The organism is Paenalcaligenes niemegkensis (genome assembly GCF_022230885.1).
GTDB classification, from domain to species: domain Bacteria; phylum Pseudomonadota; class Gammaproteobacteria; order Burkholderiales; family Burkholderiaceae_B; genus Paenalcaligenes; species Paenalcaligenes niemegkensis.
Genome location: NZ_JAKGCT010000003.1, coordinates 1 through 11543 on the forward strand (window position 1 = coordinate 1; position 11543 = coordinate 11543).

Annotated in this window: 7 protein-coding genes, 2 rRNA genes, 1 other RNA gene and 1 pseudogene; 8 read left to right on the forward strand and 3 right to left on the reverse strand. The window is 51.5% G+C overall.

Features of this window, described 5'->3' with window-relative positions; all coding sequences use genetic code 11:
* Nucleotides 1-189: 189 nt before the first annotated feature.
* Nucleotides 190-3074: ribosomal RNA gene (locus tag L1889_RS03445) — 23S ribosomal RNA — on the forward strand.
* Between the two features lie 199 nt (nucleotides 3075-3273).
* A 5S ribosomal RNA gene (gene rrf / locus L1889_RS03450) occupies nucleotides 3274-3387 on the forward strand.
* A 113-nt stretch (nucleotides 3388-3500) separates the two neighbouring features.
* Here the strand turns inward: rrf and L1889_RS03455 are convergent.
* On the reverse strand, nucleotides 3501-3902 hold the full coding sequence (locus tag L1889_RS03455) for a hypothetical protein (protein WP_238663893.1): 402 nt from the start codon (nucleotides 3900-3902) through the stop codon (nucleotides 3501-3503).
* Between the two features lie 230 nt (nucleotides 3903-4132).
* Here L1889_RS03455 and L1889_RS03460 point away from each other — a divergent pair, with 230 nt between their 5' ends.
* A complete protein-coding gene (locus L1889_RS03460) occupies nucleotides 4133-4495 on the forward strand; it encodes a DUF4870 family protein (protein WP_238663894.1) in 363 nt (120 codons plus the stop codon).
* A gap of 118 nt (nucleotides 4496-4613) precedes the next feature.
* Here L1889_RS03460 and L1889_RS03465 read toward each other — a convergent pair whose 3' ends face one another.
* Nucleotides 4614-4886, reverse strand: a complete 273-nt coding sequence (locus tag L1889_RS03465; RefSeq protein ID WP_238663895.1) for an SWIB/MDM2 domain-containing protein — start codon at nucleotides 4884-4886, stop codon at nucleotides 4614-4616.
* A gap of 199 nt (nucleotides 4887-5085) precedes the next feature.
* Between L1889_RS03465 and L1889_RS03470 the strand changes: the two genes are divergently transcribed.
* Both L1889_RS03470 and pyrC read left to right on the forward strand, forming a co-directional pair.
* A complete protein-coding gene (locus L1889_RS03470) occupies nucleotides 5086-6291 on the forward strand; it encodes a M20 aminoacylase family protein (protein WP_238663896.1) in 1206 nt (401 codons plus the stop codon).
* 41 nt (nucleotides 6292-6332) lie between these two features.
* Nucleotides 6333-7388 (forward strand): dihydroorotase, encoded by a 1056-nt coding sequence (gene pyrC, locus L1889_RS03475; protein WP_238663897.1) that lies wholly within the window; start codon nucleotides 6333-6335, stop codon nucleotides 7386-7388.
* Between the two features lie 90 nt (nucleotides 7389-7478).
* On the opposite strand, the pseudogene L1889_RS03480 reads toward pyrC, so the two are convergent.
* Nucleotides 7479-9298: pseudogene (locus L1889_RS03480) on the reverse strand (ABC-F family ATP-binding cassette domain-containing protein).
* A 66-nt stretch (nucleotides 9299-9364) separates the two neighbouring features.
* Here L1889_RS03480 and rnpB point away from each other — a divergent pair.
* The 3 genes from rnpB to rsmH all read left to right on the forward strand — a co-directional run bounded on the left by rnpB (nucleotide 9365) and on the right by rsmH (nucleotide 11536).
* Nucleotides 9365-9774: RNase P RNA component class A (rnpB, locus tag L1889_RS03485), an RNA gene on the forward strand.
* Nucleotides 9775-10100: 326 nt separating this feature from the next.
* Nucleotides 10101-10529, forward strand: coding sequence for a division/cell wall cluster transcriptional repressor MraZ (gene mraZ, locus L1889_RS03490; RefSeq protein ID WP_238663898.1), 429 nt, complete (start codon nucleotides 10101-10103; stop codon nucleotides 10527-10529).
* Nucleotides 10530-10537: 8 nt separating this feature from the next.
* Nucleotides 10538-11536, forward strand: coding sequence for a 16S rRNA (cytosine(1402)-N(4))-methyltransferase RsmH (gene rsmH / locus L1889_RS03495; RefSeq protein WP_238663899.1), 999 nt, complete (start codon nucleotides 10538-10540; stop codon nucleotides 11534-11536).
* Nucleotides 11537-11543: the final 7 nt, after the last annotated feature.

The following is an 11543-nucleotide window of genomic DNA, read 5'->3' on the forward strand; positions in this document are numbered from 1 at the left end:
TGTATTCATGATGCATCGCGATAATATATCGGGATGTGTGAATATGCGGGTTGTGATTGCAAAATCAACAATTTTGTTCAAATAGTTCTCAATATAGATAGCGCATTGATTAATCAATGTGGATATTGTGAGTGATGAACGGCACAACGCGAAAACTCATAATCCTATAATTAGCCTAAAGCGTTATAGGATCAAGCGAATAAGTGCATGCGGCGGATGCCTTGGCGATCACAGGCGATGAAGGACGTGGTAGTCTGCGAAAAGCTACGGGGAGCTGACAAACAAGCTTTGATCCGTAGATGTCCGAATGGGGGAACCCACGACAGCGATGTCGTATCCTACACTGAATACATAGGTGTAGCGAAGCTAACCAGGTGAACTGAACCATCTCAGTAGCCTGAGGAAAAGAAATCAACCGAGATTCCGGAAGTAGTGGCGAACGAAACCGGACCAGCCTTAACGTGATAGTCGATTTGATAGTTGAATGATCTGGAAAGGTCAACCGTAGTGGGTGATAGTCCCGTAAGCGAAATCAAATCGGTGGTACTAGGCGTTAGACAAGTAGGGCGGGACACGTGAAATCCTGTCTGAATATGGGGGGACCATCCTCCAAGGCTAAATACTCGTGATCGACCGATAGTGAACCAGTACCGTGAGGGAAAGGCGAAAAGAACCCCGGAAGGGGAGTGAAATAGATCCTGAAACCGCATGCATACAAACAGTAGGAGCACCTTCGGGTGTGACTGCGTACCTTTTGTATAATGGGTCAGCGACTTACATTCAGTGGCAAGCTTAACCGAATAGGGGAGGCGTAGCGAAAGCGAGTCCGAATAGGGCGAATCAGTCGCTGGGTGTAGACCCGAAACCAGGCGATCTATCCATGGTCAGGTTGAAGGCACGGTAACACGTGCTGGAGGACCGAACCCACTAATGTTGAAAAATTAGGGGATGAACTGTGGATTGGAGTGAAAGGCTAAACAAGCCTGGAGATAGCTGGTTCTCTCCGAAAACTATTTAGGTAGTGCCTCGCGTATTACTGTCGGGGGTAGAGCACTGTTATGGCTAGGGGGTCACAGCGACTTACCAACCCATGGCAAACTCCGAATACCGACAAGTACAGCGCGGGAGACAGAGCACCGGGTGCTAACGTCCGGACTCAAGAGGGAAACAACCCAGACCGCCAGCTAAGGTCCCTAAAACGGGCTAAGTGGGAAACGAAGTGGGAAGGCATAGACAGTCAGGAAGTTGGCTTAGAAGCAGCCATCTTTTAAAGAAAGCGTAATAGCTCACTGATCGAGTCGTCCTGCGCGGAAGATGTAACGGGGCTAAGCCGGTTACCGAAGCTGCGGATGTGCACGTTTACGTGCACGTGGTAGGAGAGCGTTCTGTAGGCCTGCGAAGGTAGCTTGTAAAGGCTGCTGGAGGTATCAGAAGTGAGAATGCTGACATGAGTAGCGATAAAGGGGGTGAAAAGCCCCCTCGCCGTAAGTCCAAGGTTTCCTGCGCAACGTTCATCGGCGCAGGGTGAGTCGGCCCCTAAGGCGAGGCAGAGATGCGTAGCTGATGGGAAGCGGGTTAATATTCCCGCACCATTGTAAAGTGCGATGGGGGGACGGATCGCGGAAGGTCATCGGAGTGTTGGACGTCTCCGTTGGGGCATCGAAGAAGGCGCTTAGGCAAATCCGGGCGCGTAATTCAAGGGTGTCACTGAATAGGGCTACGGCCCTAAACTGATTGGAAGTGGTTCCAAGAAAAGCCTCTAAGCTTCAGCTTTACAAGACCGTACCGCAAACCGACACAGGTGGACGGGATGAATATTCCAAGGCGCTTGAGAGAACTCAGGAGAAGGAACTCGGCAAATTAATACCGTAACTTCGGGAGAAGGTATGCCCTGGTAGTGTGAGGTGCTTGCGCACTGAGCATGAAGGGGCCGCAGAGAAATGGTGGCTGCGACTGTTTATTAAAAACACAGCACTCTGCAAACACGAAAGTGGACGTATAGGGTGTGACGCCTGCCCGGTGCCGGAAGGTTAAGTGATGGGGTGCAAGCTCTTGATCGAAGCCCCGGTAAACGGCGGCCGTAACTATAACGGTCCTAAGGTAGCGAAATTCCTTGTCGGGTAAGTTCCGACCTGCACGAATGGCGTAACGATGGCCACACTGTCTCCTCCTGAGACTCAGCGAAGTTGACGTGGTTGTGATGATGCAATCTACCCGCGGCTAGACGGAAAGACCCCATGAACCTTTACTGTAGCTTTGCATTGGATTGTGAACCGGCCTGTGTAGGATAGGTGGGAGGCATTGAAGCGTGGACGCTAGTCTGCGTGGAGCCAACCTTGAAATACCACCCTGGTCGTTTTATGGTTCTAACCTAGGTCCGTTATCCGGATCGGGGACCGTGCATGGTGGGCAGTTTGACTGGGGCGGTCTCCTCCTAAAGTGTAACGGAGGAGTTCGAAGGTACGCTAGATACGGTCGGAAATCGTGTCGATAGTGCAATGGCATAAGCGTGCTTAACTGTGAGACTGACACGTCGAACAGGTACGAAAGTAGGACATAGTGATCCGGTGGTTCTGTATGGAAGGGCCATCGCTCAACGGATAAAAGGTACTCTGGGGATAACAGGCTGATACCGCCCAAGAGTTCATATCGACGGCGGTGTTTGGCACCTCGATGTCGACTCATCTCATCCTGGGGCTGTAGCCGGTCCCAAGGGTATGGCTGTTCGCCATTTAAAGAGGTACGTGAGTTGGGTTTAAAACGTCGTGAGACAGTTTGGTCCCTATCTGCCGTGGGCGTTGGATACTTGACGGAGCCTGCTCCTAGTACGAGAGGACCGGAGTGGACGTACCGCTGGTGTATCGGTTGTCATGCCAATGGCATTGCCGAGTAGCTAAGTACGGAAGAGATAACCGCTGAAGGCATCTAAGCGGGAAACTCGTCTGAAGATTAGGTATCCCGGGAGCTTGACTCCCCTGAAGGGTCGTTCGAGACCAGAACGTTGATAGGCTGGGTGTGGAAGTGCAGTAATGCACGTAGCTAACCAGTACTAATTGCCCGTGAGGCTTGATCCTATAACCGTTTAGGTTAGTGGGTTTTCAAGTGTCGTTCAGAAACAAAAAACGCAATACCACACACGCAAATGACATGAATACATGGTTCAGACAGCCTCACGCCCCCAGGGCGAGGCTGTTGACACCGCATTGTGCTTTTTCCCAGATTGGCCTTTTGGGCTCAACGATGCGTTGAGCGCGAGGGGCACGCAAGTTTACGCTTGACGACCATAGCAAGGTGGCACCACCCCTTTTCCATTCCGAACAGGACCGTGAAACGCCTTTGCGCCGATGATAGTGGACGGACGTCTGTGAAAGTAGGTCATCGTCAGGCACTTATACGAAAAACCCCCGCTCGTGATCGAGTGGGGGTTTTTTTACGTCTGCCGCTTTCGCGTCCTGCAGCCCGTGCCGGGCTCTGCGTTTGCCGGGCCAGCCCGGCCCTTGCTAGCCAAACAGACCGTCTTCATCCAGTAGCTCATACACAATAGGGTGATTGGCCTCCAGAGCACGCCTGATCGCTGCAGGCAGCGTTTGTCGAGTTTTTCTGCATAAACCGGTTTGGGCTTCAATAGTAATGACAAGCCCGCGTACCGTTCGAACCTCATGCTCGCCAGGTTCTATTCGCAACTGTATACCTAGCTGTTGAGTTAAGCGCTGAAGTAAATAACGTAATTCGTGCAGGCTGTTAATGCGCTCAATGCGTTCAATTAAACGCTTTTCTTCTTCTTTAGTAAGCTTTAGGATTCTTGCGTCGGCATCCGTATTTTCGAATAGTTGTTCCCGGCCGCAGTCGCATGCGCCTGGTGGACAGGCTTGGCGTATAGGGAAAGGGGCGTGAGGTGACATCACTACGCTCGCAAATGGCTTGATCTGAAAATAACAGTAATAGCAACTGAGCAAGTAATAGCTAAACAACTAATCCTGATAGTGTGCTGATTTTAGCCACAGTGTCAATGGTATTAGTCCTCCTAAGTTAAACAGAGAGCGACTAAAGGATTACAATAGCTATAAGGCTTAAGCGTAGTAGTAAAGATAGTCAAAGAAGCCAACCATCCAAATCGTTTCAGGAGATATGTATGTCCCAGCCTCACTTGCCCGAATCTGAGCAAGGATTGCCGCTTCGTACAGTTGTTCATGCCGTATATGCACTCTTTGCTATAGGCATAATTAGTATGGGTGTTTTCGGCGCAAGCATCATTGCTGCAGTGGTGCTCGCTTATTACAAGCGCGGTGACGTCGCCGGCACGATCTATGCCTCCCATTTGGATTGGATAATAAAGACGTTTTGGTGGGGCTTGTTATGGCTCGCGATCAGCGCTGTATTAACCATGATCTTCATCGGTTGGATTACCGGAATCATCGCCTTGGTATGGATTATATTCCGTGTGATCAAAGGCTGGCTCTCACACTTTTCTGGTCAGTCTCCAGAGCTCGAGTGAGATGAGCTTGCTGTTCAATGGACGTAAATAAAAGCCCGCTGGCCGCGGGCGAAAAGGTTGCATCTGAATATACTGTGAATAGCAGGCCTAAAAATATCTAGGTCTCAGTTTTAAGTCTTTATTTTAGATGAACACTAACAAGCTTTGTCAGCTCGAACATTGAGACCTGTTCTTTGCCAAATAAAGGCCGGAGTTTATCGTCAGCATTAATATTGCGGCGGTTGGCCGGGTCTTGAAGGTCGTGCTTTTTAATGTATTCCCAGATTTTCTTGGTTACTTCAGTGCGGGGAATAGCATCCGGGCCAATAATTGCAGCCAAGGTAGGGCTAGGAGTAAGCGGCTTCATAAACCCTGTATTGGGTTTGCGGGCAGGCTTTTCTGTGCTGGCCATAAGAAAGACTCCGGTAAAAATTTAGAGAGTTAGCGAGGATACGCTAGTAGTTGCAGCATACCGCGAGATACGCATAACGCCAACAGTGCAGATTTAGCACACTCTATTAGCGAATAGGCTTAATGCATAAACTCCGTATCAACAGAGTAATATGGTTAGCCATAATCACACACCTTTTATTAATTAGCACGAACTTGCTATGGTCCAATCTGAAGTTTCCACCACCTTATTAAATCGTTTAAGGCAGTTTCAGCCAGAGTTGGCATTGATTCGGCAGGATATACATCGGCATCCTGAATTAGGCTTCGCCGAGCATCGGACAGCAAGTATTGTTTCTGCCTTGCTCCAGCAATGGGGTATAGAGGTGCACACGGGCGTTGGAAGAACAGGTGTCGTTGGTGTACTGCACGGGGCGGCTGCAGCTAGTGATAGAGCTGTTGGCTTGCGAGCCGACATGGATGCGCTGCCCATACAAGAGCAGACCCAACTGCCGTACGAATCAGTTAATGCGGGGGTAATGCACGCGTGTGGCCATGATGGGCATACGGCTGTGTTGCTGGGCGCCGCTCGTTACCTGGCGGAGCATAATGATTTTTCAGGTACGGTGCATTTTATTTTTCAGCCGGCTGAAGAGGGACTGGGCGGCGCGCAAGCGATGTTAGATGAGGGGCTTTTTGAACGCTTTCCGTGCGACGCTGTTTATGCATTGCATAATTGGCCCAGCTTGCCGGCAGGGGTTATAGGTGTTAATTCCGGTCCTATGATGGCAGCCGCAGACCGTTTCGAAATCACCGTTACGGGGCGTGGAGGGCATGGTGCTCACGCTTACTTATCCAAAGACCCTGTTGTGGTCGCTGCCCACTTGATTACGGCCCTGCAAACGATAGTCTCACGCAACGTCCCTGCGATGGAGTCCGCAGTGTTAACGGTTTCTGCTGTTCAGGCAGGTAATCTGGACGCGCATAGCGTTATTCCTCAAGAGGCTAAAATGACAGGAACAGTCCGGAGTTTCTGCAGTGACGTACAGCATGAAATTATCCGCCGTATGCAGGCACTTTGTGACGGGGCGGCGGTGAGTTTTGATGCTGGCGTAACGCTCGACTATCACAGGTTATTTCCGGCAACCATCAATACACCGGCTCATGCTGAGCGGGTCGTTGAGGTAGCGCAATCGTTGTTTGGCGACGAGAAGGTGGTTTCTGACTTGCGTCCTTCCATGGGAGCAGAAGACTTTTCCTTCATGCTGGCACGTCGGCCAGGAGCATATTTTCGTTTGGGACAGGGCGGTGCAGAATTAGGCCGGCTATTGCATAATACGAAATTCGATTTTAACGACGCCGTGCTTCCAGCAGGAAGCGCGATGTTTGTCCAGTTGGCACTTCGTTATTTAGCCGACCCCTGCTAGTTAAGCTTTGCTCATTTATTTGTGATCAGGTGCATTAAGGTATGACGACTACTCAAACATTAACAATTACTCGCCCAGATGACTGGCATTTACATTTGCGAGACGGCGAATTGCTTAAGGCCATCGTCGGACATACTGCAGCCCAGTTTGGGCGGGCCATAGTAATGCCGAACCTGAACCCGCCCATTACCACAACTGAGCATGCGAAAGCGTATCAGGCTCGTATTCTGGACGCTTTGCAACAAACGGTGCCGGCAGCCGATTTTTTACCCCTGATGACACTTTACCTGACAGACAACACTGGCCCGGACGAAATTTATCGCGCCAAAAACTCGGGTATTGTACATGGCGTCAAACTGTATCCGGCGGGTGCCACTACCAATTCTGATGCTGGTGTTACTGACTTGCTGGGCCACTGTGCAAAGACGCTCGAAGCCATGCAAGACGAAGGCATGCCTTTACTCGTGCATGGCGAGGTAACTGACCCGGCAATTGATCTGTTCGACCGCGAAGCTGTTTTTATTGATCGTGTCATGATTCCGCTACGCAAGCAGTTTCCGGCTCTTAAGGTGGTATTTGAACATCTAACCACATCTGAAGGGGTCGCTTATGTCACAGAGGCCGAAGGGCCTATTGCTGCGACGATCACTGCTCATCACTTGCTGTACAACCGCAATGCTATGTTTGTGGGCGGCTTGCGCCCGCATTGGTATTGTTTGCCTGTGCTTAAGCGCGAAAAGCATCGCGAGGCTTTGCTCGGCGCAGCGACTGGCGATACCGGCCGGTTTTTTCTGGGTACCGACAGCGCTCCGCACGCGCGCGGCCGTAAAGAGCAAGACTGTGGCTGTGCGGGCTGCTATACCGCCTTGCACGCAATGGAGCTTTACGCTACCGCCTTTGATTCAGTGTCCAGAATCGACCGTCTGCAGGCTTTTGCCAGCGAAAACGGACCTGCATTCTACGGTCTTGCGCCCAATACCAGTACGATTACCCTAGAGAAGCAACCGTTCACTATTCCGGGCAGCCTGCAGCTGGGTGGTGATGAGGTTGTACCTTTGGCCGGTGGAGAGGCTTTGGCCTGGTCAATTAAAGCATAGCTATAGCCAGGTAAGGTATGAATGGCAGAATGTAAAAAACGGCGCTTTAAAAGCGCCGTTTTCATTGATCAGCTTTAAAAATCAAAGAGGCTAGGATTTGTCTTCCAGCGCTTCCCAGCGTTCGAAGTGTTTACCCAGCTCGTCTTCGAGTTCAGCTAGTTTCTGATTGATTTCATTGGCTTTTTCAGGCCCGTCTTTATAAATTTCAGGATCGGCAATAGCGGCTGCGAGTTCGCTTTGCTGTTCTTCTATCTTGGCGATTTTTTCGGGAAGCTCTTTAAGCTCTTTTTCTTCCCAAGAGGCCAGGCGCGAAGGGCGATTTGCTCGCGCGCTTTTATCATTAGCGGTTTCCGGAGCCACCGTTTCTTTTTTGCTGAGCCTTTGCCAGCTGTAGAGGCCGCAGCTTCAGGTTGAGGTTCTGGGCGCTGTACCAGCCATTCATCATAGCCACCCACATACTCTTGCCAATGCCCATTGCCTTCTGCGGCAATGACTTGGGTCACCACATTATTCAAGAAGCTTCGATCGTGGCTTACGAGCAGCACTGTACCGGAATAGTCCTGTAATAGACCTTCAAGCAGCTCCAGAGTTTCGATGTCGAGGTCATTGGTGGGTTCATCCAGCACCAGAATATTGGTGGGTTGGGCGAACATGCGAGCCAGCGCCAGTCGGGCGCGCTCTCCACCGGATAGCGTACGTACCGGAGAGTTCGCACGAGCGGCGGGAAACAGGAAGTCTTCAAGGTAGCTCATGACGTGTTTGCGCTGGTCGCCGATTTCTACCCATTCAGTACCCGGACTGATGGTTTCGACCAGGGTTGCAGACTCGTCCAGTCCGGTGCGCATCTGGTCGAAATAGCCAATATTTAAACTGGTGCCGTGTCTGACTGAACCGCTGACGGGGGTTAGCTGGCCTAACAGGATACGTAACAGGGTGGTTTTTCCGGCGCCATTCGGACCGATAAAACCAATACGGTCGCCCCGCATAAGCACGGTAGAAAAATCGTTGATTAGCACCCGATCGTTGAATGAATGGGTGATGTGCTCAGCTTCCGCTACCAGTCGTCCGGAGCGTTGGCCCTCAGAGACAGCAAAGCGTACATTTCCTGAGCGTTCGCGGCGGGCAGAGCGTTCTCTGCGCAGAGCTTCAAGCCTGCGCACGCGGCCCTCATCACGAGTGCGGCGAGCCTGGACGCCAGTGCGAATCCAGACCTCTTCCTGAGCCAGAAGTTTGTCAAACTTTGAGTTTTGCTGTTTTTCTGCTTCTAGCCATTCTGCTTTTCGGGCTTGCCAGTCAGTGAAGTTTCCCGGAAAGCTAAATAACTGACCACGGTCGAGCTCGATGATTCTGGTGGTGACTGAGTCGAGAAACTGGCGATCATGGGTAATGACGATGACACTGCCACGAAACGATATCAGTAACTGTTCTAGCCAGAGTATGCCGTCAAAGTCCAGATGGTTCGTGGGCTCGTCCAGCAGCAGCAGATCGGGCTGATCTGCAACGGCCTTGGCCAGGGCTACCCGCTTGCGCATACCGCCGGATAAGGTCTGCGTATGCGCGTCAGGTGGCAGGCCGAGCTGATCGATCAGCGAGCTTACTCGTGCGGGACGCTGCCAGTCTTCGGTTTCGGTGAAATCACCGCACAGGAAATCGTAAATACTCTGGTCGGGAGGCAGTTCAGGCTCTTGTTCTACAGTAGCGATTTGTAAGCCGCTACTCCGCATGATTTTTCCATCATCCGGCTGCAGGCGACCATCGAGCAATTTAAGTAATGACGATTTACCCGCGCCATTGCGCCCGATTAAGCCGCAGCGTTCACCTGAGTGAATGATGATGTTTGCCTTATCGAGTAAGGGGTGGTGACCAAACGCAAGCTGAACATCAGATAGCGTAATCAGATTGATCGACATAAAACTCCAAAGAAATCAGAATAAAGCATGAACACTTCTATTGTCGCAGGTTACAATGCTTAGTGTGGGGCAGGCTGGGCAATCGCGGTAATGCATTGCATTATCGAGGAAGGTCCGGACTCCGAAGAGCAGGGTAGCGGCTAACAGCCGTCCGGTAAGTTGTTGCTCAGGCAGCTTCAAGCCGAGGACTAGGGCCACAGAGACGAGTCTGCGGCGGGGGCGTGGTTTTATACTGCGCACAGTTACGGCTATCTCCGTAATTTAGTTTCCTTCGAGAAACTACCGTTGTAGGGTGAAACGCGGCAACCTCTACCCGGAGCAACATCAAATAGGCATACGCAGGCTTAGGCCCGAAGGGCGGCTCGCCCAAGTATGCGGGTAGATGGCTAGAGCGCGTTAGCAATAGCGCGCCCAGAGGAATGATTGCCAGCCGAGAAATCGGTTTACAGAATCCGGCCTATAGGCTTGTCCCACATTTTACTACTGCTTTCCTCTTGCACGCCGATTTTTCGGCCGTCGCGTCTTTATGTACTTGTATGCAGCGTTTACTTCAATAAGTCAGACATTGTTAGGGATTGAAATCACGTGTACGCATGGTTTTCCCTTTGAATCGTACAAACAACTTTGACTTAAGCCTCCAGATTCTTGATTTAATAGGTTTTTTTAAATGACGCTTCCCGCATTGAGTGGGCCTAAGTGTTTGTTGTCATTGAAAAAATACGCTTCACACCTTGACCGTAGCCTCCTCTTGGCTTAGAGTGGGAAAAAGTAGGTTTTTGTGTGAAAAAGTGGGGAGGGATGCATGTTCCAAGGAAGCAGTGCGCTCACGTTAGATGCAAAGGGACGGATGTCTATTCCGACCCGGCATCGTGACGCGCTGATTGAACGGGAACAGGGCCGTCTTACGTTAACCCGTCACCCCGATGGTTGTTTGTTGGTTTACCCACGTAGTCTGTGGGAACAAAAGCGTCAGCAAATTGCCGCGTTTCCAATGTCTGCCAGGGCCTTGCAACGTTTGCTGCTGGGCAGCGCGCAAGATGTAGACATGGACTCGGCAGGCCGAATCCTGGTGGCTCCTGAACTGCGTTCCGCAGTGGGGCTCGAGCGAGAAGCCATGTTGCTGGGCTTAGGCGGGCATTTTGAATTATGGAATGCTGCCGAACTAGAGCGTCGCCAAGCCGAAGAGTTGGCTCAAGGCATGTCCGATGTATTTGAACAGTTTTCTTTCTGAGTCGGCCCATGGAACTCATTCATCGTTCCGTATTGTTAGAGCCTACGGTAGCGGCTCTCGTCGACCCCGCATTCTCAGCGCGGCGATTACGCTCGTACGCTGATTTAGCACAAGTGTCCGGAGTTTTCGTCGACGCCACCTTTGGACGTGGTGGGCACAGTCGCGAACTACTTAGGCATCTTTTACCTGATGCACATCTGTACGTCATCGACAAAGATCCAGAGGCGATTGCCATTGCCCGAGAACTGGCCGCAGAAGATAGTCGCGTCCATGTTATCCATGCGGGGTTTGTCTCTATCGTCGATGAGCTTAATGCGCGTGGCATTAGCTCCATAGATGGCGTCATGATGGATTTAGGGGTGTCGTCTCCTCAACTTGACGATGCCGAACGAGGTTTTTCTTTTATGCGCGATGGTCCTTTGGACATGCGCATGAATAATGCAAGCGGCCCTACAGCTGCTCAATGGTTGGCCGAGGCCGACGTAGACGAAATTAAGGAGGTCATCGCAGATTATGGCGAAGAACGGTTTGCTTTCCAGATTGCAAAGGCGATTGCAGCTCGCCGCGAATCCGAGCCGCTGCGCACAACGCATGATCTCGCCGAGCTGGTCGCCAGTGTCGTCCGCTCGCGCGAAAAAGGTCACCACCCAGCAACTCGGACCTTCCAGGCTATACGGATTTACATCAACCGCGAGCTCGAGGAGCTTGCGTATGCGCTCCCGTTAATCCTGGAGTTACTTAAAGAGGGTGGCCGCCTGGCGGTCATCAGCTTTCATTCTCTTGAAGATCGTATCGTTAAGCAGTTTTTTGCTGCGGCCTCCCGGCCGGCTTTGGCTCAGGCTCGTTTGCCGATCGCCGAAAAAGATATGCCGCAGCCCTGGTTGCACTCTTTAGGCAGAGTGCTTCCTAATGACGACGACATTAGTCTGAATGTGCGGGCTCGCTCAGCGGTGCTACGGATCGCAGAGCGTACGGCTACCCCCTGGAAGCCGGGTGGGAGAACGTAATCGACGA

Excerpts from the sequence above, each read along its gene's own strand:
- L1889_RS03465 (WP_238663895.1), bottom strand. The coding sequence starts at position 4,886 with ATGGCCAGCACAGAAAAGCCTGCCCGCAAACCCAATACAGGGTTTATG.
- mraZ (WP_238663898.1), top strand. The coding sequence starts at position 10,101 with ATGTTCCAAGGAAGCAGTGCGCTCACGTTAGATGCAAAGGGACGGATG.
- L1889_RS03460 (WP_238663894.1), top strand. The coding sequence starts at position 4,133 with ATGTCCCAGCCTCACTTGCCCGAATCTGAGCAAGGATTGCCGCTTCGT.
- L1889_RS03470 (WP_238663896.1), top strand. The coding sequence starts at position 5,086 with ATGGTCCAATCTGAAGTTTCCACCACCTTATTAAATCGTTTAAGGCAG.
- rsmH (WP_238663899.1), top strand. The coding sequence starts at position 10,538 with ATGGAACTCATTCATCGTTCCGTATTGTTAGAGCCTACGGTAGCGGCT.
- pyrC (WP_238663897.1), top strand. The coding sequence starts at position 6,333 with ATGACGACTACTCAAACATTAACAATTACTCGCCCAGATGACTGGCAT.
- L1889_RS03455 (WP_238663893.1), bottom strand. The coding sequence starts at position 3,902 with ATGTCACCTCACGCCCCTTTCCCTATACGCCAAGCCTGTCCACCAGGC.